Annotated in this window: 24 protein-coding genes; 15 read left to right on the forward strand and 9 right to left on the reverse strand. The window is 41.2% G+C overall.

Features of this window, described 5'->3' with window-relative positions; all coding sequences use genetic code 11:
- Positions 1-5: 5 nt before the first annotated feature.
- The 3 genes from IWX76_RS11670 to pdeM are packed head-to-tail and all read left to right on the forward strand — an operon-like array spanning position 6 to position 4,742.
- Complete coding sequence (locus tag IWX76_RS11670) at positions 6-1,604, forward strand: ATP-dependent DNA ligase (RefSeq protein WP_196860117.1); 1,599 nt, start codon at positions 6-8, stop codon at positions 1,602-1,604.
- Positions 1,601-4,123, forward strand: a complete 2,523-nt coding sequence (locus IWX76_RS11675; protein WP_196860118.1) for a ligase-associated DNA damage response DEXH box helicase — start codon at positions 1,601-1,603, stop codon at positions 4,121-4,123. Before IWX76_RS11670 ends, IWX76_RS11675 begins: the two co-directional genes overlap by 4 nt.
- The gene (gene pdeM, locus IWX76_RS11680; RefSeq protein ID WP_196860119.1) at positions 4,107-4,742 is read left to right on the forward strand and encodes a ligase-associated DNA damage response endonuclease PdeM; all 636 of its coding nucleotides are present in this window, start codon (positions 4,107-4,109) and stop codon (positions 4,740-4,742) included. The genes IWX76_RS11675 and pdeM overlap by 17 nt, the downstream gene beginning before the upstream one ends.
- Here pdeM and IWX76_RS11685 read toward each other — a convergent pair.
- Together IWX76_RS11685 and IWX76_RS11690 are read right to left on the reverse strand one after the other, a co-directional pair.
- A complete protein-coding gene (locus IWX76_RS11685) occupies positions 4,739-5,182 on the reverse strand; it encodes an NUDIX domain-containing protein (protein WP_196860120.1) in 444 nt (147 codons plus the stop codon). The two genes, pdeM and IWX76_RS11685, sit on opposite strands and share 4 nt — an antisense overlap.
- Positions 5,179-6,102, reverse strand: a complete 924-nt coding sequence (locus IWX76_RS11690; protein WP_442952260.1) for a cation diffusion facilitator family transporter — start codon at positions 6,100-6,102, stop codon at positions 5,179-5,181. The genes IWX76_RS11685 and IWX76_RS11690 overlap by 4 nt, the downstream gene beginning before the upstream one ends.
- A 191-nt stretch (positions 6,103-6,293) precedes the next feature.
- On the opposite strand from IWX76_RS11690, the gene IWX76_RS11695 reads away from it, so the two are divergent.
- From IWX76_RS11695 to IWX76_RS11715, 5 genes are all read left to right on the forward strand, one after another.
- Positions 6,294-7,487, forward strand: coding sequence for a pyridoxal phosphate-dependent aminotransferase (locus tag IWX76_RS11695; RefSeq protein ID WP_196860122.1), 1,194 nt, complete (start codon positions 6,294-6,296; stop codon positions 7,485-7,487).
- A 263-nt stretch (positions 7,488-7,750) separates the two neighbouring features.
- Complete coding sequence (locus IWX76_RS11700; RefSeq protein WP_196860123.1) at positions 7,751-8,350, forward strand: TetR/AcrR family transcriptional regulator; 600 nt, start codon at positions 7,751-7,753, stop codon at positions 8,348-8,350.
- A 109-nt stretch (positions 8,351-8,459) separates the two neighbouring features.
- Positions 8,460-9,656, forward strand: coding sequence for an efflux RND transporter periplasmic adaptor subunit (locus IWX76_RS11705; protein ID WP_196860124.1), 1,197 nt, complete (start codon positions 8,460-8,462; stop codon positions 9,654-9,656).
- A gap of 8 nt (positions 9,657-9,664) precedes the next feature.
- The gene (locus IWX76_RS11710) at positions 9,665-12,850 is read left to right on the forward strand and encodes an efflux RND transporter permease subunit (protein ID WP_196860125.1); all 3,186 of its coding nucleotides are present in this window, start codon (positions 9,665-9,667) and stop codon (positions 12,848-12,850) included.
- Positions 12,819-14,255 carry a TolC family protein gene (locus tag IWX76_RS11715; RefSeq protein ID WP_334641801.1) on the forward strand — a complete coding sequence of 479 codons (1,437 nt, stop codon included), beginning with the start codon at positions 12,819-12,821 and terminating at the stop codon, positions 14,253-14,255. Before IWX76_RS11710 ends, IWX76_RS11715 begins: the two co-directional genes overlap by 32 nt.
- 73 nt (positions 14,256-14,328) lie before the next feature.
- On the opposite strand, the gene IWX76_RS11720 is transcribed toward IWX76_RS11715, so the two are convergent.
- Positions 14,329-15,573: an ABC transporter permease gene (locus tag IWX76_RS11720; RefSeq protein ID WP_196860126.1), complete on the reverse strand. Its 1,245-nt coding sequence runs from the start codon at positions 15,571-15,573 to the stop codon at positions 14,329-14,331.
- 158 nt (positions 15,574-15,731) lie between these two features.
- On the opposite strand from IWX76_RS11720, the gene queA reads away from it, so the two are divergent.
- Positions 15,732-16,781 (forward strand): tRNA preQ1(34) S-adenosylmethionine ribosyltransferase-isomerase QueA, encoded by a 1,050-nt coding sequence (gene queA, locus IWX76_RS11725; protein WP_196860127.1) that lies wholly within the window; start codon positions 15,732-15,734, stop codon positions 16,779-16,781.
- Between the two features lie 82 nt (positions 16,782-16,863).
- Positions 16,864-17,541, forward strand: a complete 678-nt coding sequence (locus IWX76_RS11730) for a 2-C-methyl-D-erythritol 4-phosphate cytidylyltransferase (RefSeq protein WP_196860128.1) — start codon at positions 16,864-16,866, stop codon at positions 17,539-17,541.
- Positions 17,542-17,561: 20 nt separating this feature from the next.
- On the opposite strand, the gene IWX76_RS11735 is transcribed toward IWX76_RS11730, so the two are convergent.
- From IWX76_RS11735 to IWX76_RS11760, 6 genes are all read right to left on the reverse strand, one after another.
- Entirely contained in the window at positions 17,562-17,720 is a 159-nt protein-coding gene (locus IWX76_RS11735) for a lmo0937 family membrane protein (RefSeq protein ID WP_196860129.1), read from the reverse strand.
- Positions 17,721-17,850: 130 nt separating this feature from the next.
- Positions 17,851-18,072, reverse strand: a complete 222-nt coding sequence (locus IWX76_RS11740; RefSeq protein WP_008240955.1) for a DUF2795 domain-containing protein — start codon at positions 18,070-18,072, stop codon at positions 17,851-17,853.
- A gap of 84 nt (positions 18,073-18,156) precedes the next feature.
- A complete protein-coding gene (locus tag IWX76_RS11745) occupies positions 18,157-18,705 on the reverse strand; it encodes a cob(I)yrinic acid a,c-diamide adenosyltransferase (RefSeq protein ID WP_196860130.1) in 549 nt (182 codons plus the stop codon).
- Between the two features lie 14 nt (positions 18,706-18,719).
- Positions 18,720-19,478, reverse strand: coding sequence for an ABC transporter ATP-binding protein (locus IWX76_RS11750; protein ID WP_196860131.1), 759 nt, complete (start codon positions 19,476-19,478; stop codon positions 18,720-18,722).
- A 48-nt stretch (positions 19,479-19,526) separates the two neighbouring features.
- On the reverse strand, positions 19,527-19,817 hold the full coding sequence (gene gatC / locus IWX76_RS11755; RefSeq protein WP_196860132.1) for an Asp-tRNA(Asn)/Glu-tRNA(Gln) amidotransferase subunit GatC: 291 nt from the start codon (positions 19,815-19,817) through the stop codon (positions 19,527-19,529).
- Complete coding sequence (locus IWX76_RS11760) at positions 19,814-20,548, reverse strand: lysophospholipid acyltransferase family protein (RefSeq protein WP_196860133.1); 735 nt, start codon at positions 20,546-20,548, stop codon at positions 19,814-19,816. The genes gatC and IWX76_RS11760 overlap by 4 nt, the downstream gene beginning before the upstream one ends.
- Positions 20,549-20,626: 78 nt before the next feature.
- Here IWX76_RS11760 and trpS point away from each other — a divergent pair, with 78 nt between their 5' ends.
- The 5 genes from trpS to IWX76_RS11785 all read left to right on the forward strand — a co-directional run bounded on the left by trpS (position 20,627) and on the right by IWX76_RS11785 (position 25,662).
- Positions 20,627-21,625 (forward strand): tryptophan--tRNA ligase, encoded by a 999-nt coding sequence (trpS, locus tag IWX76_RS11765; protein ID WP_196860134.1) that lies wholly within the window; start codon positions 20,627-20,629, stop codon positions 21,623-21,625.
- A gap of 54 nt (positions 21,626-21,679) precedes the next feature.
- On the forward strand, positions 21,680-22,294 hold the full coding sequence (locus IWX76_RS11770; RefSeq protein WP_196860135.1) for a deoxynucleoside kinase: 615 nt from the start codon (positions 21,680-21,682) through the stop codon (positions 22,292-22,294).
- Position 22,295: 1 nt separating this feature from the next.
- Positions 22,296-23,021, forward strand: a complete 726-nt coding sequence (gene kdsB / locus IWX76_RS11775) for a 3-deoxy-manno-octulosonate cytidylyltransferase (RefSeq protein WP_196860136.1) — start codon at positions 22,296-22,298, stop codon at positions 23,019-23,021.
- Between the two features lie 38 nt (positions 23,022-23,059).
- The gene (locus IWX76_RS11780; RefSeq protein WP_196860137.1) at positions 23,060-23,593 is read left to right on the forward strand and encodes a hypothetical protein; all 534 of its coding nucleotides are present in this window, start codon (positions 23,060-23,062) and stop codon (positions 23,591-23,593) included.
- A 449-nt stretch (positions 23,594-24,042) separates the two neighbouring features.
- Positions 24,043-25,662, forward strand: a complete 1,620-nt coding sequence (locus tag IWX76_RS11785; protein ID WP_196860138.1) for a CTP synthase — start codon at positions 24,043-24,045, stop codon at positions 25,660-25,662.
- Positions 25,663-25,677: the final 15 nt, after the last annotated feature.

Here is a 25,677-nt window from a genome sequence, read left to right on the forward strand (position 1 = left end):
ATCAATTGAAACGTTTCACCGAGTTGATCCAGCAGCTGGAAACCAGCAATAAAACCAACGATAAAATCGCTGCGTTAATGGCCTATTTCAGCATGGCTGATGAAAAGGATAAACCATATGTCATTGCCATGTTTACCGGCAAACGCATTAAACGACCGGTAAATACCAACCTGTTAAAACAATGGGCCATTGAGCGCAGCGGTGTACCAGAATGGCTCTTTGCAGAGAGTTACCATAGTGTGGGCGACCTTAGTGAAACCATTGCTTTGATATTACCGCCGCCAGAAAAAGAAAGAGAACTAAAACTGCATGAATGGATACAAGCCTTGCAGGCCCTAACGGGAGCTACAGATGAAGTGAAAAAGGAATACATCCTCGACAGCTGGAACAGTCTGGATATTGCCCAGCGCTTTATCTTCAATAAACTAATTGCTGGTAACTTCAGAATCGGGGTATCGAATAAAATGCTGGTCAACGCCCTGGCTAAACATAGTGGCATGGAAAGCAACAGCATCATGCATAGCATTATGGGTAAATGGAAACCTGATGAAATTACCTATGAAGAATTAATTGAAGGTTTACATGTCAATACTGATAGCTCCTGGCCCTACCCCTTTTGCCTGGCTTATGCCCTGGATGGCGAACCAGAAAATCTAGGTGCACCTGCAGAATGGCAGGCAGAATGGAAATGGGACGGCATCCGTGGACAAATCGTTAAGCGCAATGGCGAGCTTTTCATCTGGTCGCGGGGTGAAGAACTGGTGACCGAGCAATTTCCGGAACTTCATTTTCTGAATGAGGTATTGCCCGATGGCACCGTGCTCGATGGGGAGATTTTATCCGTCAAAGATGACCGGGTACAAGCCTTCAGCATATTGCAGCAACGCCTGAACCGCAAAACCATCAATAAAAAACAATTGCAGGATGCGCCTATTGGCTTTTACACTTACGACCTGCTGGAATACCAGGGAGCGGATTTGCGTGGCGAAACGCTGCTCAAGCGCAGGAAATTATTGGAAGAAGTACTATTGCCCCTGCAGGAAAGCATCGTCACCGCATCACCGATCGTTACCTTTAGCAGTTGGGCAGAACTGGCAGAGATCAGGCCAAATGCACGAGAGAATAATAGTGAAGGCCTGATGTTAAAAAAACTAGATTCCCTTTACCATGCTGGCAGGAAACGCGGAGACTGGTGGAAATGGAAGATAAACCCCTATACCGTTGATACGGTGATGATTTATGCACAGAAAGGTAATGGTCGCCGGGCAAACTTTTTTACCGATTATACCTTTGCCGTACGCGATGGAGAAAACCTAATTACGGTAGCCAAAGCCTATTCCGGCTTGACTGATAAAGAAATTAAGGAGGTCGATTCCTTTGTGAAAAAAAATGCCATAGAGAAGTTTGGTCCGGTGCGTACGGTTAAACCAGAACTGGTATTCGAAATTGCCTTTGAAGGCATTGCCGAAAGTAAACGCCATAAGGCGGGACTGGCCTTGCGGTTCCCCAGGATTGCCCGCTGGCGTAAAGATAAAGTGGCGGCAGAAATCAATACTTTGGACGACCTCAGACAACTGTTGAATGCTACCTTAGAAATCAAATGAGCCTAGAAAAAAGCACAGGATATAAACAAGTAAATAAATGGCTCCGCGCGAATAAAAGAAAGCCTTTTACCTTCCAGAAAGAAGCCTGGCAGTATTATGCCGAAGGTTATTGCGGATTGGTGAACGCGCCTACAGGATTTGGGAAGACTTATTCAATTTTCCTTGCCGCTGTGATTGACGAGTTAAACCAACGCGCAGAAAACATAAAACTGAAAATAAAGCCGGATAAACGCAAAAAATCAATATTAAAGTTATTATGGATCACACCGCTACGCTCCCTGGCTAAAGACCTTGCCCGTGCGATGCGGGAGGTTTGCCTGGAGCTAGAACTCGATTGGCAGATCGGGATCCGCAATGGCGATACCTCTACTAACGACAAGCTGAAACAGAAAAAACAAATGCCCGAGGTGTTGATTATTACCCCCGAAAGCATGCACCTGTTGCTTGCTCAAAAAGGTGGCATTGGTCATTTTGATCAGTTACAAGGCATAGTTGCGGATGAATGGCATGAATTGATTGGCAGCAAACGCGGGGTACAGACGGAACTGGCTATATCGCGCATTAAGGGCTATCTACAGCAAACACATCCCGAACGGTTGTTAAGAATCTGGGGCATATCGGCCACCATTGGCAATATGCAGCAGGCCATGGACGTGCTGATCCCATACCCGGAAGTACTGAAAGTGATGGTTAAGGCCGATGTAGAGAAGAAAATTGATATTAGGGCCATATTGCCCGATCATATAGACATGTTACCCTGGGCGGGGCATTTAGGCCATAAGCTGGCACATAAACTCCTGCCTGTGATTCACAAAAGCAAAACCACCCTGGTTTTTACCAATACGCGAAGCCAGGCTGAGCTTTGGTACCAAAATCTGTTATCACTTGATGAAAGTCTGGCGGGGCAGATTGCGATCCACCATGGTTCCATTGATTTTGAATTGAGGAACTGGATAGAGGATTCCCTACATGCAGGGGTTTTGAAGGCCGTCATCAGTACATCTTCGCTAGATCTTGGGGTAGATTTTAAACCGGTGGATACGGTGGTGCAAATTGGCTCACCTAAAGGCGTAGCCCGTTTTTTACAACGTGCAGGTCGCAGTGGCCACTCGCCCTATGAAACCTCGGTGATTTATTTTTTACCCACCCATGCGCTGGAATTAGTGGAGGCCGCAGCAATTAAAGAAGCGGCAAAAACACAGGATATTGAGAGCCGAGAACCCGTAGTGATGGCTTTTGACACCCTGATCCAATACCTGGTGACACTGGCAGTTGGCGACGGTTTTGACGAAAAGCAATTGTTTGAAGAAGTGAAACAAACCCATTGTTACCAGGAGCTTTTACCAGAAGAATGGCAATGGATTATGCAATTTATTACTACAGGTGGAGATAGCTTAACCGCTTATAACGAATTTAATAAGGTGGTTCACAAAGATGGTCTTTGGGTAGTGGACAGCAGGCAGATCGCCTTACGGCACCGCCTGCATATTGGCACCATTGTGAGTGATGCGATGTTAAAGGTAAAATTTATGACGGGCGGTTATGTAGGCATGTTGGAAGAATCTTTCATCTCCAAAATAAAACCTGGGAACAGCTTTACGCTGGCGGGCAGGATTCTGGAATTTGTGATGGTGAAAGACATGACAGTGTTGGTGCGGAAAAGCAAAATGAAAAGTGCTATTACACCCAGCTGGCTGGGCGGCCGGATTTCGCTGACGGCCAACCTGGGAACGCTGCTTCGAAAAAAGTACAACCAGGCTTTGGATGTAGAACAGGAAGATGATGAACTGAGTATCTTAAAACCTTTGTTTGAACGGCAGGCCAAGGTATCGCATGTACCAAGAAATGATGAGTTCCTGATCGAACTGATCCATACCCGCGATGGTTATCACTTGTTTGCCTATCCTTTTGAAGGCCGCATGGTACATGAAGTGATGGCCGCCTTAATTGCTTACCGCATTGGGAAACTGTTACCCATTACGTTCTCTATTGCCATGAACGACTACGGCTTTGAACTGCTAAGTGAACAGCCATTTCCCGTGGAGAAATCAATGTTAAAAGCCCTTTTTACGCCAGATAACCTGGCTGTGGATATTGTGGCCAGTATTAATGCCACGGAAATGGCCAGGCGCAAGTTTCGTGATATTGCTTGCATATCAGGTTTGGTGTTCCAGGGTTTTCCGGGAAAATACACGGCAAACAAACACCTGCAGTCTTCATCGGCATTATTTTTCAACGTTTTTAGTGATTATGATAAACATAACTTATTATTGCGCCAAGCCTACGATGAAGCGTTTTATCAGCAGATTGAAGAGCCCCGCCTGGCAGCAGCCTTACACCGCATACAGGCGAGTAAGTTAGTGGTGGTTACCACCACCTCCTATACCCCATTGTGTTTCCCTATTAAGGTAGATAGCCTGAGGGAAAACATGAGTACAGAGGAGTTAGGACAACGTATACAAAGAATGACTGCGGAAGCAGAGAAAAAACCAAGGAAGAAAAATGATCATACCATGTAAAGGTGAAACCTTTTTGCTGTGTAAAGAAAGAGTGATGTATTGGGAAGCAAAAAAGACACTGATCATCAGCGACCTGCATATTGGTAAAGCGGCGTTTTTCCGCAAATCCGGGATACAGGTGCCTGCAACGGTGGGCCAGACAGACCTCGAAAGATTAAGCGAGTGTTTAGCAAGCTTTGAGACTGAAGTACTGCTGGTTACTGGTGATATGTTCCACAATTACATGAACAGTGATGTCACTGCTTTTCAGGAATGGAGGGAACAATACCCGGCGCTGCAAATTAAATTAATCAAGGGTAATCATGATGGTTTAACACGGCAAGAATACGAAGCCTTGGGAATTGAGGTGCACCTGAAGGAATTGCTTTATGGACCATTTCGTTTTGTACACGACCAGCCGGATACCTTTGACGAGTATTATAATATTTCAGGCCATATCCATCCAGGTATTACGCTCTTTGGCCGAGCGCGGCAACAGCTACGCCTGCCTTGTTTTTTCTTTGGAAAAACCTGTGCCATTCTGCCGGCCTTTAGTGTATTTACAGGATTGAGCATGCTTAAACCCAAGGATGAGGATGAGGTCTATGCCATTACACCTACAGGGGTTGTCGCCGTTTAAAGCGCTACCTGGGCTAATAAACGTTCAACTACAGTCTGGTCGGTTTTAAAGGTGACATCCTCCACTTTTAAATCCTTTAAAGGGATCCAGCGGAAACTCTGGTCACTGTTTTCTGCAAAATCAAAGGGTTTACTGGTAAAAGCAAGGTGAATTAAAGGATGTAACTCCTTCACAAAGTAATAGATACTCAAGACCTGGCTGTCGTTAAAGGAAGACTTTTCGTAAAAATCAGTGGTATAAAAATGCTCCAGCACTTCGATGTCTGTTTCACATTCTTCGACAAATTCACGTTTTAGGGCATCTTTCAGGCCTTCGCCTAATTCTAATCCCCCACCCGGAAACTTACTGAAACGTTTACCTTCGGCCTGCTCATCGCTGATCAATATCCCGCGTTCCGGATCAATCAGCAGTCCGTATACCCTTACATTGAAATAACTCATTGATCGAAATGCTTTTTGTTTTTAGTGACGTTTTCTAAAGTCCATGGAATTTCTCCGCCAAAGTTATCCTGCCTCACCGGGCACTTTTTCACTTTGCAATAGTGACAGCACTCATATAAACAGGGATCTGTATGAATAAATAATTCGGTTGTACGACCTTTATTTTTGTTTATCAACTTATCAATAGACGATATTTCCTGGTGTACCCTATTCAGGTCGTAATAATAAGGCAAGGTCACATGGCAATCGATATGGAGGTCGGCACCATATTGTTGTGCCCTCAGGTTATGAACATCAATCCAGGAATCACTTCTGTTATCCTGCATAATGCCTACAATATCTTTAACCAGTTCAGTATTACTCTCATCCATAAGACCACCAACTGATTTTCGGGTAAGGCGATAACCATTGTATACGATATAAGCACCCATCAGGATAGAAATGACCCCGTCGAGCCAGTAAATTTGAGTGAGCTGGATGAGGACCACGCCAATGACTAAACCCGCACTGGTGATGGAATCAGTGAGCAGGTGTTTTCCGTCGGCTTCCAGCGTTAAGGAATGGTGCTTTTTGCCCATGTTGATCAGGAAATAGCCCACTAGTAAATTGATGACACCGGTGGCACCGATGATCACGGCCCCATCATAAAGTTGCCTGATTACATTCGGATTAATCAGGTCATAAGTGGCTTTGCAAATAATGATGATTCCGGCAATGCCGATAAGGACACCCTCCACGAAAGCTGAGAAGAATTCTACCTTACCATGTCCGTAAGGATGGTTCTCATCTTTTGGCAAAGTGGTGAGGTAGATGCTATAAAAGGCAAAGCTGCTGGCTAAAACGTTGACGATACTTTCGGCCGCGTCTGTTAAAATCGCATTGGAATTGGTGATAAAATAAGCAGTAAACTTCGCGAGCATCAACAGGATACTCACGCATAAGGATACGAGTATTGCTTTTTTCTTTGGATTCAAACTTCAGTAATTAGCGTACAAAAATAGGCTTTAGTGGCTGAACTCTGTCAAAAAGTATTATTTTTTAGTTTAAAATTCCGTCAGGTTCCTATATTTGCTTAGCAACAAAATTATATTTTGCTTAGGCCTTAAATATTATGACATTTTTATCGAAAAGAATCAATAACCTCTCAGAATCGCAGACCATCAAAATGGCAAAACTAGGTAGAGAACTTTCCGCAAAGGGAATAGATGTGATCAACCTGAGTTTTGGTGAGCCAGACTTTTTTACCCCTGAACACGTAAAAGAAGCGGGTAAACAGGCCATAGATGATAATTACTCGTACTACACACCCGTTTCTGGCTACCCAGAATTACGTAAAGCTATTGCAGAGAAATTGTTGAAAGAAAACGGTTTGTCGTATAACTTTGACCAGATTGTGGTATCTACAGGTGCTAAACAGTCTTTGGCAAACGTTATCCTGTGTTTAATTGATCCAGGAGATGAAGTTATCGTTCCTACCCCTTACTGGGTATCGTATTCGGAAATGATCAAACTTGCGGAAGGTGAAACGGTGTTTATTAATGCTACTGTTGAGCAAAACTTTAAAATTACAGCAGCACAACTAGAAGCTGCCATTACCCCGAAAACAAAGTTGTTTATGTTTTCATCGCCATGTAACCCAACTGGATCGGTATATACACAGGAAGAGTTAGCTTCATTGGCAGCTGTTTTCGAGAAATATCCTAACATTTACATCCTTTCAGATGAAATTTACGAACACATCAATTTTGTAGGAAAACATACATCTATTGCTTCTTTCGACGCGATAAAGGACCGCGTAGTGGTGGTGAATGGATTCTCAAAATCCTATGCAATGACTGGTTGGAGAGTAGGTTATGTAGCCGCTAACAAAGAAATTGCAAGTGCTTGTGATAAATTACAAGGACAGATTACCTCTGGTACCTGTTCTATAGCCCAAAGAGCAGCTTTAAAAGCTTACCAGGACGGACTGGATACGGTACACGAAATGGTAGCAGAATTTAAAAAACGCAGGGATGTTGTTTATGACCTGCTGAAAGAAATTCCAGGTATTAAGGTTAACCTTCCTGAAGGTGCCTTTTATTTCTTCCCGGAAGTAAAGTCGTTTTTCGGTAAATCCGTTAACGGACAAACCATCAATACTGCAGAAGACCTATCCTTATACTTACTAAACGAAGCTCATGTTTCTACGGTGACCGGTGAAGCTTTCGGTAATGAAGATTGCATCCGTATTTCCTATGCTGCATCTGAAGATACCTTAAGAGATGCGGTAAGCAGAATAGCAAATGCGTTAAGTAAATTAATCTAAGCCAAGCGGAACACACAGCGAAGCTTTGTAAAGTTTATACGATTATTATAACTTATAGATGAGCCCAATATTGTATTGGGCTCATTTTTTTTGAGAACCACCTTACTCCTCTCTTTAATTAGGCTGGCCAAAAATCACGGTTGCCGGGGTCTTAATTTCAGTGAACCATTAGGCGATTTATTCTTTGACAAATAAATGATGAATAGTTAGAAATTCCGTTTTACATTTGTCTAACACTGTTAAATAATATAACGGTTTATGCTATGGGAAGTAAAGAACGGATTGCAAGATTAAAAGAAGACACCAGAAGTAATATTCTGGATGCATCCTTAGAAATTGTAAAAGAAGAAGGATGGCAAGCTTTAAGTATGCGCAAGATTGCGGATAAGATAGAATATACCGCACCTATTATTTATGAATACTTTGAAAATAAAGAAGGTATTTTGCTGGAACTTACCCGTCAGGGATATGTGATTTTAAACCAGGAAGTCAAAAAAGCAATGAATGTGGAAACCGATGCGGAAAAGCAATTGGAAGACATGTGGATTGCATACTGGAATTTCGCCTTTGCACACAAAGAATTGTACCAGCTAATGTATGGTGTGGAGATGAACTGTTGTTACCAAAAGAAAGCCTTTCCGGAAGCTGTCCACGCCAATAATCTCTTTTACAACAAAATTAGGGAGGTGATGACGGCCGAAAATCCTGAGGAAGAATTAGTATGTAGAAAATTCTATACTTTCTGGTCCATTATACATGGACTGATCTCCATAAACCTGGTCAACAAAGGCAGAGGTCAGGAAATGAACGAACAGATTTTGCACGACGCCATAAAAGGCATTATTAAATACATTAACGATTAACTAAAATATAAGCGGTTCATTCATATGAACCGCTTTTTTAACCTCTTACTTAACGGTGTTAGATTAATTACAGCCGTTACATAACCAGTCCTTAAAAATCCAATATATCATGAAACAATTACCCAATCACACCCCAGTATCTAACGCTGTTAAACTATCTAATAACGTTATAAAGGCAATGAGCCTTGTTTTAGCCATTATTCTCTTTGCTTGCAATCGCCAGGAGAAAATGCAGGTGGCCAATCCGATCGTACAAACCCTGCCCGTAATGGCCATTAGCAACAGTAAAGAAACAACATTTTTGGAATACCCCGCAGCAATTGAAGGCGCTGTAGACTTGGAAATTCGTCCACAAGTATCCGGCACCATAGAAAAGGTATTTGTAAATGAAGGTGCGCTGGTACAGAAAGGTCAGCCATTATTCAAAATCAATGAACTTCCTTATAAAGAAGCGTTGAATAATGCGAAGGCATTGTTACAGTCGGCACAGGCCGCAGCATTAAATGCGCAGCTCGACATCGAGAAGCTTACGCCATTGGTGGCAAACAAGGTGGTATCAGACTTTCAATTGAAAAGTGCTAAAGCTGCCTATCAAATGGCTCTTGCCAATGTGGCGCAGGCTAAAGCAGGAATAGGCACTGCTCATATCAACCTGGGTTATACGCTAATTAAGGCCCCTGTAACAGGTTATGTAGGCAGATTACCTAAGAAACAAGGTAGTTTAGTCAGCAATGCTGATCCGGCTCCACTTACACAGCTTTCTGATGCCCATGAAGTACATGTTTATTTTTCATTGAGCGAAGATGACTTTATAAATTTCAATGAAAAATATCCTGGACACACCTTAGCGGAGCGTTTAAAAAATATTCCCGGCGTTTCCCTTTTACTGGCCGACAATACAGAATATCCACATCCTGGTAAATTAGACATGGTAGATGGACAGTTTGACAAACAAACAGGTGCCATAACCTTAAGGGCCACCTTTCCAAATCAAAAAGGCTTGTTGCGCTCTGGAAATACAGGCAAACTACGGTTAACGATGACGCATGAACAAGCTTTATCTGTACCACAGGAAGCGACCATGGAAATACAGGACAAAATTTTCATTTATTCAGTTAGTCAAGACAACAAAGTAAGCAAGCAGCCCATTACGGTGATGGGCACCAGCGGCAACAGTTACCTGGTAAAAAATGGCTTGAAGGCAGGCGACAGAATTGTATTAAAAGGTATGGAGGGCCTTAAAGAAGGTGAAATCATTACACCAGAAACAACCCCAGATTTAACAGCAGTTCATATTAAAAAATAGTTAGCAAGATGTTTAAGAAATTTATTGAGCGGCCCGTGCTGGCCACAGTTATATCCATTATCCTGGTCATACTGGGTATACTTGGCCTCACCAAACTGCCCTTACAGCAGTTCCCAGATATTGCGCCGCCTGCCGTGCAGGTCATGGCACTTTATCCTGGTGCTAACGCAGAAACGGTTTTAAGATCCGTTGCGCCGTCTTTAGAAGAGTCTATTAATGGTGTAGAAAACATGAGTTACATGAGCTCTACAGCCAGTAACGATGGCTCTTTAGTGATTACCGTTTATTTTAAACTGGGGACTAACCCAGACCAGGCGGCGGTAAATGTACAAAACCGGGTAGCCCAGGCTACCAGTCAGTTACCCGTTGAGGTGGTACAGGCAGGTATTACTACCGCAAAACAACAGAACAGCTTGATCATGGTGGTGGACATGTATGCCGAGGATACAGTAAACTACGACCAGGCTTTTCTAGCCAATTATGCACAGATTAACATCATTCCGGAAATCAAAAGGATACCAGGTGTAGGGCAATCGATCATTTTTGGAGGAAATAAAGATTATTCCATGCGGGTATGGTTAAATCCAGCGCAAATGGCTGCTTACCAGTTATCACCAGCAGAAGTAACGGCTGCCATACAGGACAAAAGTCTGGAAGCCGCGCCAGGTAAATTTGGTGAAAGCAGCACCGCTTCTTTTGAATACGTAATTAAGTATAAAGGAAAGTTGAACAAACCGGCAGATTATGAAAATATCGCGGTGAAGACAAATGCGGATGGTTCTGTATTAAGACTTAAGGATGTAGCTAAGGTAGAATTTGGCACCTATACCTATGGAAATTTTACGCGGGTAAATGGCAAGCCCGGAATCAACATTGCAGTGATGCAATTATCAGGATCCAATTCCAATGAGATCCAGATTGCCATTGATAAGCTGATGCAAAAATCTGCGAAGGATTTCCCTAAAGGAGTAAAACACCTGATTTTATACAATACCAAAGACTCGCTTGATCTTTCGATTGCCCAGGTAAAAACTACGCTTATTGAAGCCTTTATTCTGGTATTTATTGTGGTGTTCCTTTTCTTGCAGGACTTCCGTTCTACGCTAATTCCTGCGATTGCGGTACCTGTAGCAATTTTAGGCACTTTCTTTTTCATGCAGTTGTTTGGTTTTTCCATCAACCTGCTTACGCTTTTTGCCTTAGTACTTGCCATAGGTATTGTGGTAGATGATGCGATTGTGGTGGTGGAAGCTGTGCATGCCAAGATGGAGCATCAGAAACTGCCTCCAAAAGCGGCCACCATTTCAGCCATGAATGAAATAACCGGTGCCATTATATCGATAACCCTGGTGATGTCGGCAGTGTTTCTACCTGTCGGTTTTATGGAAGGTTCAACAGGTGTTTTTTACAGACAGTTTGCCTTTACCCTGGCCATTGCGATTGTAATATCCGCGGTTAACGCCCTAACTTTGAGTCCCGCTTTAACAGCATTATTTTTAAAAGAAAACCACAGTCATCACGCTGACCCAACGCAAAAGAGAAGTTTTAAAGAAAAGTTCTTTATGGGTTTCAATAGCGGCTTTGATAAACTGACCAATAACTATTTAGGAGCTTTACGTTTTCTGATCCGTTTTAAATGGGTGAGTGTAGTTGGTTTACTCGTTGTGATGCTTGCGACCGGAATTTTGGTTAAAAGAACACCATCAGGCTTTATCCCATCTGAGGATCAAGGTTTTATTGCGATTTCCTTGTCCATGCCTGTTGGTGCTTCTTTAGACCGGACCACTAAAGTGATTAAAGAGCTGGAAACCAGGCTTGATGATATGGAATCTAAAAAAACATTGATGGGGTTGTCAGGATTTAACATCCTTACTCAATCTTCCAGTCCTTCTATGGGAGTATCTTTCATCTTATTAAAACCTACTGGCGAAAGAGGTAAAATAAAAGACATTAATGAGATTATGAATGAGGTGAGGGGCAAACTTGCAGGCATCAAGGGTGCCAGTTTCTTTGTCTTCACCTTCCCTACTGTTCCCGGATTTAGTAATGTTGATGGCCTGGACATGGTTCTTCAGGATCGCACGGGTGGTAGTCTGGATAAGTTTAGTGGCCTGAGCAGCAAGTTTATTGGGGAGTTAATGAAACGACCGGAAATTGCTGTGGCCTTCACTTCCTTCAGGTCAGATTACCCCCAACTAGAACTGCAGGTGGATGATGAAAAAGCAGATCAGCTTGGGGTGCGTGTAAAAGATGTGCTGCAGACCATGCAAGCTTATTTTGGAAGTACCCAGGCATCAGATTTTAACCGCTTTGGCAAGTATTACAGGGTCATGGTACAGGCAGATAAAGCCAACAGAATTGATCCGGCCGCCATGGATGGTGTTTTTGTAAAAAATAGTGCAGGCCACATGGTTCCTATTAACACCATTGTCAAGTTAAAACGTGTTTACGGACCAGAGAATGTGTCGAGGTACAATTTGTTTAACTCCATTGGGATCAATGCGATTCCTAAACCGGGTTACAGCTCAGGTGATGCCATTAAAGCCGTGGAAGAAGTGGCCCAAAAACAATTACCATTCGGTTATTCCTACGAATTTACTGGACTTACCAAGGAAGAGATTTCTTCCAGTGGGCAATCGGCCATCATTTTCAGCTTATGTCTGCTATTTGTTTACTTTTTGCTGGCTGCACAATATGAAAGTTATATTTTACCATTAGCCGTAGTATTGTCCATTCCTGCTGGAATATTAGGTGTATTTGTAGCCATTGGTTTGACTGGAATCTCTAATAATATATACGTGCAGGTTGCACTGGTCATGCTGATCGGTTTATTAGCCAAAAACGCCATTCTGATTGTAGAGTTTGCTGTACAACGCAGGCGTGCAGGTAAATCATTAGCAGCATCGGCAATTGAGGCCGCAAAGCTACGTCTTCGTCCCATCATTATGACTTCCCTGGCATTTATCGTGGGCATGATCCCAATGATGAATGCCGTTGGCCCTTCTGCATTGGGAAATCATTCGATCAGTATCGGTGCTGCCGGAGGAATGGTGTTCGGTGTGGTCTTGGGTTTATTGCTCATTCCCGTGCTCTTTATCTTCTTCCAGTATTTACAGGAAAAAGTATCGCCACTACATGTAGTGCTCACTAAAAATTCAAATCATGTTAAAGAACTTGCCCATGAAAACGTTTAACTATTTATATTACCTCTTCGTCCTTTCGGCAGTAGCGGCGGGATGTAAAATATCAAAGGATATCCCCTCGCCTGTCAATGCCATACCGGCTTCCTATAGAGATGCTGTGCCTAATGATTCCAGTAGTATTGCTTCTATTCCGATACATGAATTCATCAGGGAGACTGACCTTCAGCAGCTTATTGATACCGCATTAACAAAGAATTATGATCTGCAGTTGGCTGTTAAAAACATTGAAGCTGCGGAGTTGCTTTTCAAACAATCGCGGCTGGGCAATTTACCGGTAATTAATATGCAGCTATCAGCCAGTTCAAACCGGCCATCAGACAATAGTTTAAATGGATTGAGCACCAGTCAGTTTTTGGGCACTAAACATATCGAAGATTACAACGCTAGTGTGGGTTTAAGCTGGGAAGCAGACATTTGGGGCAAGATAAAAAACCAACAACGGTCTGCATTGGCGACCTACCTGCAAACTGCTGAAGCCAGAAAGGCTTTACAAACCAGGATTGTAGCCAATGTAGCGCAGGGTTTTTACCAGTTATTGATGATGGATGCGCAGATGGAAGTGGCTAAAAGAAATCTGAAATTAAATGACAGTACGCTGCGTATTATAAAAATGCAGTTTGATGTAGGGCAAGTCACATCGCTGGCCATTCAACAGGCAGAAGCACAACAATTGGTTGCTGCACAATTGATTCCACAGTTGGAACAAGCCATTACCATACAGGAAAATGCACTCAGTATGCTAACGGGGAAAGTACCGGCCGCAGTGGAGCGCCATTCGGTACTGGAAAAGATAAATACACCTATTGCATTGGCTTCCGGGTATCCAGCGTCCTTGGTGAGTGCCAGGCCGGATGTAAAAAGCGCGGAGCTAGCCTTAAACATTGCTAATGCCCAGGTTGGCATTTCTAAAGCGAATCTCTACCCTACCTTAAGTATTACAGCAAACGGTGGATTAAACTCCTTAAAGGCCAGTAACTGGTTTAATATACCCGCATCCTTGTTTGGTGTGGTGGCAGGGGGAATTACCCAGCCCATCTTTCAGCGTAAGCAGTTGAAAACGCAATATGATTTGGCTAAAATTGACCGTGAACGGGTAGTGATCGAATTCAGACAAACGGTGCTGAACGCCACGGGCGAAGTGTCGGATGAGCTGGTGAAAATTCAGAAGCTGCAGCAGCAATATGATATTTCTTTGCAACGGGTAAACACGCTGCAACAGGCCGTTAAAAATTCGAACTTATTATTTAAGAATGGGATGGCTACCTACCTGGAAGTAATTACGGCACAAAGTAATTCTTTACAAAGTGAATTGGCATTGGCCGAAATTAAAACTTCACAACTTATTGCTGCAGTATCACTGTACAGGGCATTAGGTGGAGGTGCGGGTACTTTATAAAATCTATTTTAAACACCAAGAGCCCGATGGATCATCGGGCTCTTGGTGTTTAATTACTTATGCTATGCAAGGATTATGACCTGATGGCTTCTACCGGATCTAATCTAGAGGCGGCATAAGCTGGCCAGAAGCCTGATATGGCACCGATGATCACCGATATGGTAATGCCTGTGATGACGTTTTGCATGTCGAGAATGATTTTAACATCCATGACATAGGTGAAAAAGACGGTAATGAGGTACACCAGGAATAAACCCAGGGCCCCACCTAAGAGGCATAAAGCGATGGCTTCGAACATAAATTGAAGCAATATAAAATAGTTTTTTGCACCTAGTGACTTCTGGATTCCAATAATATTAGTGCGCTCTTTTACGGAAACAAACATAATATTTGCAATCCCAAAACCACCGACCAAAATAGAAAATCCACCGATAACCCAACCGGCAATGTTGACCATTTTAAACATCACATCGAGCTGGTTTGATAAAATAGTGGCTTTGTTGAGTGAAAAATCATCTTCAGCACCAGGTCTTAGGCGGTGAATAGAACGCAATACACCCTGCAATTCACTTTCTACTTCTTCCAGGCTAATGTGTTCTTTACCCCTTACGGTAATCTGGGGATTATAATTTTCGTTTTCTATATCAAATAAACCACGGGCGAGGTTAATAGGAATTAATACATTTTTATCTTGTGACATGCCCAGCATATCCTCGCCTTCTTTCTTAAAGACACCCACAACGGTAAGTCGCCGGCCCATCACCTTAATTTGTTTACCCATCGCTTCTGCTCCGCTAAACAACCCATCAGCAATATCTGCCCCCAATATGACTACCGGGGCACCACTTTGTCCTTCGCTTTCTGTAAAGTAACGTCCCTCCTGAAAATCAAGGTTCCATGTTTGATTATAGTCTTGTGATGCCGAGTTTAACCCTACATTTTCTACTGAATTGCTTCTGTATTTAACGGTGCGGTTGCTGGCTGAAGCTTCAAATGAGATGCCCTGTACGTTTTCCAGGCGCTCTTTTAAGGCATCATAATCCCTCATGCTAGGCTGAGGACGGTTGATATATTTCCACCAGGGATAAGAATCGCCGAAAATCCATGGCCATTTCTGGACAAAGATGGTTTTAGAACCTAATTTATCAACACTTTCCTGAAGCTTATTACGTAAGGTATCAACCGCTGAAAACACGGATATGATGGTAAAAATACCAATTGTAATGCCCAATAAGGACAACATGGTGCGGAGTTTATTTTGGCGGAGGGCATCGGAGGCAAACCAAAAACTCTCGCCTATAAGTCTTAAGATCATCATAATTAATGTTTAGACCAAAACTAGTTAAAAAGGTTACAGCTTTGTTGGGGTATAATTAAAATAAATGAAGCGTCAATTTTTTAGTACATATAATCATTATTTCTAAATTAGGGAATAAATTTAGTAATTTTGCACCCTTAATTATTACATCGAAAAACATGAAGTTATCTCAATTTAAATTTAATTTACCTGAATCATTAATTGCCAATACCCCTTCTGATCAGCGCGACGAAGCCCGTTTGATGGTATTACACAAGGATAGTGGCAAGATTGAGCACAAAATATTTAAGGATGTTTTAGGCTATTTTGATGATCAGGATGTAATGATTTTAAATAATACAAAGGTATTCCCTGCCCGTTTATATGGCAATAAAGAGAAAACCGGTGCTACTATTGAAGTATTTTTGCTACGCGAACTCAACAAAGAGCTCCGTTTATGGGACGTTTTGGTTGATCCTGCACGTAAAATTCGTGTTGGAAATAAATTATATTTTGGCGAAGACGATCTTTTAGTGGCTGAAGTTGTTGACAACACCACCTCCAGAGGACGTACCATTCGTTTCCTTTTTGATGGCACGGATGAAGAATTTAGAAAGAACATTGAAATTTTAGGCGAAACACCGCTTCCGAAATATATTAAACGTAAGGCTACTGCTCAGGATAAAGAACGTTACCAAACGATATTCGCTAAACATGAAGGCGCTGTTGCAGCTCCAACTGCAGGTTTGCACTTTAGCCGCGAGTTAATGAAAAGACTGGAATTAAAGGGTATAAACTTTGCCGAAGTAACTTTACACGTAGGATTAGGTACTTTCAGATCTGTAGAGGTAGAAGATTTAACGAAACACAAAATGGATTCTGAGCAATTCATTATCGAAGCTAAAGATGCAGCGATCGTTAATAAAGCTTTAGAAGAAAAGAGAAAAATTTGTGCTGTAGGAACTACATCTATGCGTGCAATTGAATCTGCAGTATCTTCAGGACACTTATTGAAACCTGCAAACGACTGGACCAGTAAGTTTATTTTCCCTCCATACGAATTCAGTATTGCTAATTCAATGATCACCAATTTCCATACACCAGAATCAACGTTATTAATGATGGTAAGTGCATTTGGTGGATATGACTATGTAAGAAATGCATATGAAGTGGCTTTAAAAGAAAAATATCGCTTTTATAGCTATGGTGATGCCATGTTGATTATTTAATCCATTTTTATATAGCAAAGGACAGGAGATTTAGACTTAGGTATAAATCTCCTTTTTTATGACCTGATTATACATTTTTACCATGAAATACTACGCGATCATTGTTGCAGGAGGATCTGGAACCAGAATGAATACCGCAGAGGCTAAACAATTTTTGCTGTTAAACGACCTGCCTATTCTGATGCATACTTTAAATGCCTTCCACCAGTGTGATGTGAACCCTGAAATTGTTCTTGTACTCAACATTGACCAGCACCAGTACTGGACAGATTTGTGTACTAAATACCAGTTTACTGTCCCACTCCAATTGGTAAAAGGAGGAGAACAAAGGTATCATTCGGTAAAAAACGGGTTAAAGTTGATTAAAGGAACGGCCATTGTTGCGGTTCATGATGCGGTAAGACCCCTGGTATCGGTGGATTTAATTGCTGCATCTTTTAAGATTGCAGAAGCAGAAGGGAATGCTGTTGCGGCCATACGCCCGGTCGATTCTATCAGAATAACGCAGGCAAACGAAACGAGGGCAATAAATAGAGAAGATGTATATTTAATCCAAACACCACAGACTTTTCAATTGGCGCAACTTAAAAAGGCTTATGAACAACCTTTTCGGAATGGCTTTACGGATGATGCATCTGTAGTAGAGAAAGCGGGATTTCCGATACAACTTATTGAAGGTGAAAGGGAAAACCTGAAAATAACTTACCCAGTAGATCTGGAACTGGCCAGTTTATTATTACAAAAAAAAGGCTCCTGCTAAGCAGAAGCCTTTTTTTTATATTAAGCCGCCCGATTGATTAATTTCAAGATAATTGCAATCACTGCGATTACCAATAAAACGTGGATCAATCCACCTACGTCACCAAATCCTTGAAAGAAAAAACCAATGATCCATAATATGACTAATACTACTGCAACTAGATAAAGTAAATTTCCCATAATTGTAATTTTTAGAGTTAATTGTTAATTAAATGATTTTTCAAAGCATCAACTGCTTTCTTGACAATTCATAAACAATCTTCGTTCCAAAAATTAAAGCCCTGGGGATGCAGGGCTTTAAATGGTTAATTTAGTATTCATCTTCATTAAAGAAGAAATCGTCTTTTGTCGGATAATCCGGCCAAATTTCTTCAATGGTTTCATAGGGCTCACCATCATCTTCCAGTGCTTGCAGATTCTCAATCACCTCAACAGGAGCACCTGATCTAATGCCGTAATCAATTAATTCATCTTTTGTTGCAGGCCATGGAGCGTCTTCCAAATGCGATGCGAGTTCTAATGTCCAATACATATGTTTTCTTATTAGTTTATTCTATATTAATTCCGCAAAAGTATATTAAAAAACCTGATGAAAACAAAATTTTATAATTTTTTTTTAAACCCTTGGAATCCAGATGTTTTCATCTGTATCCGCGTCTAAATTAAGTTTGCGGGCCAAAACAAATAAATAATCGCTTAACCTGTTCAAATAAATAGTCATTTTTTCGTCAACAAAGCTTTCAGCGTTTAGTTGAAAAGTTAGGCGTTCCGCTCTGCGGCAAATACACCTGGCGACATGGCAATAAGAGGTTGTCGTATTTCCACCTGGTAAAACAAAATGTTTTAATGGAGGCAAAATTTCGTTCATGTTGTCCATTTCACTTTCCAGCAATTCGATATCAGTGGTCAGCAGGTCTGGAATTTTCATTTTGGACTTTTCAGGATCTGCAGCCAGGGCGGCCCCAATGGTAAACAAACGGTCCTGAATTTCTTTTAGCATGGCCTGGTCATGTGGATCTATTTCCTGGCAGGCAATTAAGCCTACGTAAGAATTCAGTTCATCTACGGTGCCATAACATTCTATGCGGAGGTGGTATTTAGGTACACGGGTACCCCCTATAAGGGAGGTTAAGCCTTTATCACCTGTTTTTGTATATATCTTCATGAAATGCGTCGATATTAACCCATCGATTCAAAATCGTCGCCTCTCTCCTGGAGTACGGTTAATCTTGGGGATACCGTTTTAATATCTGTATTTAAATAATCATTTTCAATTAATCCGTCACGCATCCTTACAATACGGTGGGCGTGCTGAGCGATGTCTTCTTCGTGTGTAACTAAAATAATGGTATTGCCTTTACTGTGAATCTCTTCCAGCAGCCCCATGATCTCCACAGAAGTCTTGGTATCTAAGTTACCGGTAGGCTCATCGGCCAGAATAATAGAGGGGTTGTTGATCAGTGCACGTGCTACCGCCACACGCTGGCGCTGTCCACCGGAGAGTTCATTTGGCTTATGGGTAACCCGATTGCCTAAACCAACGTTTTCAAGCGCTGTTCTTGCACGTAAATCACGATCAGTTTTATTAACTCCAGCATAAATTAATGGAAGGGCCACATTATCGAGTGAAGTTGAACGTGGCAATAAGTTAAAGGTCTGAAATACGAAACCAATTTCTTTGTTACGTACTTCGGCAAGGTCATTATCAGTCATGCGACTCACATCTATGCCATTCAACACATAAACGCCTTTGGTGGGCGTATCCAGACAACCAAGAATGTTCATTAGCGTAGACTTTCCAGAGCCTGATGGCCCCATCAATGCAACAAACTCCCCTTTTTTAATATGAAGGGATACTGACTTTAAAGCGTGAATAACTTCTGTTCCTATAACGTATTTCCGGCCTATATCTGTAATCTGGATTAATGCTTCTTCCATCTTTTTTAATTTTAGACCGAAATCAAGGCCTTAATGTTACACCAATTGTTATTTTTCTATGATTTTCGGCACCATAAAGAAGTCGTCATTATGCTTTGCGGCATTCATTAAACCTTCTTTCACCCTAATTTCTTGTTTTACTATGTCATCGCGCCAGACATTTACTTCCGGATTCATATACACCAGCGGCTCCACATCCTGGGTATCCAGTTCGTTAAGCTTCTCCATAAAGGTAAGGATTTTACTCATCTCCGTAATAAGGCCATCAACTTCCGCTTCTTTCACTTCAATCCTGGCCAAATCGGCAACTTTATATATGGTTTCTTTATCTATATTCATTGGGTCACCAGTTTACTGTTAATCAATTCAAACACTTCATCTTTAAGCCTATCAGTATCATCCAACGTCAGGTGAGCCGTTGGAATGGCTTTGTGGATGTAAATATCGCAAATCCCCGGACTACTGCCATATTTTTCTCCATCATCCCACATTTTTTTCCATATATCACAAAGGGTAACCGGTACAACAAGAATCTTTTTCTCAATGGCCAAACGGAATGGTCCATTTTTGAATGGAGATAATACCGGCGGATAGTTCTCCGCAGAAATTCCTCCTTCGGGAAAAATGATCAGGCTCCTCCCCGATTCTAAATTATGTCCTGCCTTTTTAAACGCCCGAAAAGCCGATATCCTATTGCTCCGGCTTACCGGAATATCTATGGTGTTGAAGAATAGTTTTAAGACTGGATTTTTAAGTAACTCCTCTTTCCCCATAAAATGAAATTTGCCGGTCGCCAACAGGCAAAAGGCCATGATATCAAGGTTAGAACTGTGGTTAGCACAATAGATATAGGTCCTTTCATTATTTAAAGGCTGTTCGTAAGTTAACCTGAAAAAGATGCCTGTAAACAGACAACAACACCTGGCGTTATACTTACGAAGTTTGTTGAGCCAGCGGTAATACACGGGTTTACTGGCAGCGATATAATATAATGGATAAAATAGAAGGAAGAAAAATACAATTACGAAGATGACATAGATGCGGTGTGCCCGCCTTAAGCGCTTGTTCATTCAAATCAAAAATACTAAAAATAGGTATATGGTGATGAAATTACCATTCCAAATCATTTTTTTATTAATTTCGGCCCTATGAAAGAAACGGTTGTTAGTGGGATACGTCCAACAGGAAAATTGCATCTGGGAAATTATTTTGGTGCTGTTAGCAATTTTGTAAAAATGCAACACGAGTACAATTGCTACTTTTTTATAGCAGATTTACATTCCTTAACAACCCACCCGACGCCACAAGACCTTAACGGCTATGTTAAACACGTATTGGTCGAATACCTGGCTTGCGGAATTGATCCGGAAGCCTGCACCATTTATATCCAGTCGGATGTTCCGGAAGTAGCAGAGCTGTATCTTTATTTAAACATGAATGCTTACCTGGGAGAACTGGAAAGAAGTACTTCATTTAAGGACAAAATCCGCTCGCATCCAGATAACGTAAATGCTGGTTTGTTAACTTACCCCTCGTTAATGGCTGCCGACATCCTGTTGCACCATGCTACAAAAGTTCCTGTAGGTAAAGACCAGGAACAACACCTGGAAATGACACGCACTTTCGGCAATCGTTTCAACAGGTTATATAACAAGGAATATTTTCCAGAAGCTTATGCTTTCAGTTATTCTGATAAGCTGGTTAAAGTACCGGGTTTAGATGGAAAAGGAAAAATGGGTAAATCAGAAGGCGATGGTAACTGCATCTATTTAGCCGATAGCCCTGAAATTATCCGCAAAAAAGTATCCCGTGCGGTTACGGATGGTGGTCCCACAGCCGAAAATCAAACAAAACCAGAGGCCATTCAAAACCTGTTTGACCTCATGTCTATTGTATCTTCACCAGACACGCTTGCACATTATAATGATCTGTATAATAAAATGGCGATTCGTTATGGCGATTTCAAAAAACAACTGGCAGAAGACATGATTATTGCGAACAACCCGATCAGGGAACGTATTGAAGATATTGCTAACGATACAGATTACTTAAGAAAAGTAGCTCATACTGGCGCAGAAAAGGCAAGAGAAAGCGCTCAGAAAACCATTAAGGAAGTCAGGGAATTAATTGGCTTTAAACCTTTTTAAATTGAACACAAATAAGACTAGCAGTAGCCTGTTTAGCCTATTAGAATAAAATATATGCATATAGCAATTGTTGGAAATATTGGTGCCGGTAAAACAACCTTAACAGGGCTGTTAGCTAAAAATTACGGATGGGAAGCTTTATATGAGGCTGTAGACAACAACCCCTACCTGGAAGACTTTTATGGGGACATGAAACGTTGGAGCTTTAACTTGCAGATTTATTTTCTAAATAGCCGTTTCCAGCAAATTGTGGAGATTGAGCTATTAAACCGCAATGTGATCCAGGATAGGACCATTTATGAGGATGCTCACATTTTTGCTGAAAACCTGCATGATATGGGTTTAATGACCAGTCGCGATTTTGAAAACTATAAAGCGATTTTCGACAACATTACTTCTTTTATAAAACCACCTGATTTGCTGGTCTACCTGCGTGCATCGGTACCTACGCTAGTCAATAACATTCAGCGCCGGGGTAGAGAATATGAAGCCAGTATACGCTTAGACTATTTATCCAAGCTTAATGAGAAATATGAGGAATGGATTAATGGTTATACCTTAGGTAAATTACTTATTCTAGATAAAGACAAATTGGACTTTACAAACAACACAGATGATTTAGGTGCGGTAATCCAATCGATCGAAGCGGAAATTCACGGCTTGTTTTAACATGAAAATATTAGGTATTATCCCATCCCGTTATGCATCCACCCGTTTTCCGGGTAAGCCATTGGTACAAATCAATGGAAAAAGCATGATCAGGAGGGTATACGAACAAGCCTCAAAATCTTCCTTGCTCCATGCAGTTGTTGTAGCTACAGACGACCAGCGCATTGCAGATGAAGTTAAAAGTTTTGGCGGCCAGTATGTGATGACCAGTGATACTCACCAAAGTGGAACAGATCGTTGTGCAGAGGTGGTCGGCCACTTTCCTGATATCGATGCGGTGATAAATATTCAGGGCGATGAGCCTTTTATTGACCCAGAACAAATAGATTTAGTAGCCAGGTGTTTTAACGACCCTCATGTTCAACTGGCCACATTGGTAAAAGCCATTACCAATGAAGTAGATCTCTTTAACACCAATATTCCTAAAGTGGTGTTTAATGCCATGGAAGAAGCTATTTATTTTAGCCGGCAAACCATCCCCTTTATAAGAAATCATTCACCGGCACAATGGCTATCAGCACATCCGTATTATAAACATATCGGTATTTACGGTTATACAGCTACGGCACTTCGGGCCATTACCCAGCTTCCGCCATCTAGTTTAGAACTGGCAGAAAACCTGGAGCAATTACGCTGGCTGGAGAACGGCTATAAAATTAAAGTCAGGATCACGACCCTGGAAACCCTCGCGATCGATACGCCAGAGGACCTGAATAAGCTCTCATAAAACATATTATAATGTTTGTGGTTATTTAATTATCGCCTATGAAAATATTTACGCTCCCAATCCTCGCATTTATCTTATTACTTGCAGCCTGCACAACCAAGTCATCGCCAGAGACGGAGGAGGCTACGCAGGTAAAAACAATGACCAAATCATTCAGCGACTCCCTTAAAGTTGATACTTTTCAAATTACCCTTACCGGAAAAAAACCAAAAAACATGTTGCTCACTTTCAGCATAAAGAACTGGAAGGGAAAAGAAATTTATCAGCAGGTTCTGCAGGCTTCTGCTTTACTGGACAATTATAAAGAAACCCTGGACTTAGGAAAAGAAAAAATGCAACATGATTTTATGCTGCAAGAGTTGAATTTTTTCCTGGACGATGAAAATTTCCTGGAACCAGCAGTGACCGAAGAAGAATCTCCAGACCAATACACGCCCGACAAAGTCTTTTACCAGGAACTTAAGAGGACAAATTTAAATGGTTTTAAATACCGGATCAGTAAGGAGACGAAAATCTATATTGCCTGGTCTGAAAAAGAGCAACAAGTTAAAATCTATTATCAGTGCTGTTAATTGACCTTAGTGTATTTTATACATCAAGCCTTTTAGATTAGGAAAATAAATGTTTTAATGACATTTATCATGCTTTAGGAGGGATAAATTCAAAATCAGGTATTGTAATTATTGTATAGTAAATTAAACACGTTGATTTACAGCACTTTAGTTTTATTATATTCAATTGTTTTTATTTTGTCAAAATATATACTTAACATTATAAAACGATTACTTAGTGTAATGCTAAACAATCGCCTAAACTCAAATATTCTAACCAAATATAAGTTAAAAAAAGAGCCTGAAATTTTCAGGCCTTTTTTTTTAAAACACCAGCCTACCCAAGGCCTGGCTGCTTTTATATATTCACAAATCCCTTGGAGTTTCCTTTTATTTACTAACTTTGTATCCCGTACAAAAACGATAAGAAATGCTGTAAAAAGGCACTTCTCTCACACAAACTCACAAACATGACTAAGTATATTTTTGTTACGGGCGGTGTTACTTCCTCCTTAGGAAAGGGCATCATCTCCGCTTCATTGGCCAAGCTTTTACAAGCAAGAGGCTATCGGGTAACCATCCAGAAATTTGATCCTTATATCAATATCGATCCAGGCACCCTTAACCCTTATGAACACGGAGAATGTTATGTAACAGAAGATGGTGCAGAAACAGATCTGGATTTAGGTCATTACGAGCGTTTCTTAAATGTTCCTACCTCACAAGCCAATAATATTACTACCGGTCGTATTTATCAAAATGTAATTAACAAAGAACGCCAGGGCGATTATTTAGGTAAAACTGTTCAGGTGGTTCCACACATTACTGATGAGATCAAACGCAACATGCGGATCCTTGGTGAAAGTGGCGACTTTGACATCGTGATCACCGAACTTGGTGGTACTGTAGGTGACATTGAGTCCTTACCATTTATCGAAGCTGTTCGTCAATTCAAATGGGAAGAGGGCGCTAATAATGCCATTGTTATTCACTTAACACTAATTCCTTATTTAGCTGCAGCTGGCGAATTAAAAACTAAACCAACACAACATTCTGTAAAAACCTTATTAGAATATGGTATTCAACCTGATATTCTGGTATGCCGTACAGAGCACCACCTTACCCCTGATATTCGTAAAAAAATAGCTTTGTTCTGTAATGTGAACATCAATGCAGTTATTGAATCCATGGATGCGAAGACCATTTATAGTGTTCCATTATTGATGATTAAAGAACAACTTGACAAAACGGTATTAAGTAAATTAAAATTACCTCAGAAAAACGAGCCAAATATGGAGCTCTGGAAAGATTTCTTAGGTAGACTTAAAAACCCAACTGCAGAAGTAACGGTAGGCCTGGTTGGAAAATATGTAGAATTGCCAGATGCTTATAAATCAATTATAGAATCATTTATCCATGCAGGTGCAACGAATGAATGTAAAGTAAGAATGGAATATATTCCTTCAGAAAGCATTTATCCTGATAACGCGGCTGAAAAACTAAGCCATTTAGATGGTGTATTAGTAGCTCCAGGCTTTGGTAGCCGTGGTATTGAAGGTAAAATTGATACCATTAGGTATGTGAGAGAAAACAATATCCCGTTTTTTGGAATCTGCTTAGGCATGCAGTGTGCCATGATTGAATATGGCCGTAATGTATTAGGTTTAAAAGACGCGAATACCACCGAGATCAATGAAGAAACACCACATCCGGTGATCAACATGATGGAAGAGCAGAAAAAAGTAACCAATAAAGGTGGAACCATGCGTTTAGGATCATACCCTTGCGACCTGAAAAAAGGATCCAAAGCCTTTGCAGCATATGGAAAAGCCCATATTACGGAGCGTCACAGACACCGTTATGAGTTTAACAATGCTTATTTAAAACAATACGAAGAAGCAGGCATGGTGGCAACAGGAACTAATCCAGACAATCATTTAGTGGAAATAATTGAGTTGAAAAATCACCCTTTCTTCTTAGGTGCACAATTTCACCCAGAATTAAAATCAACAGTAGCAAATCCTCACCCACTTTTTGTTAAATTTGTCGCCGCTGCAATGGAGTATGCGAAGAAAAAAACAAACAAATAAGCGTTTAAACAATAA

Origin of the sequence: Pedobacter sp. CAN_A7 (assembly GCF_015752175.1) — a bacterium.
GTDB lineage: Bacteria > Bacteroidota > Bacteroidia > Sphingobacteriales > Sphingobacteriaceae > Pedobacter.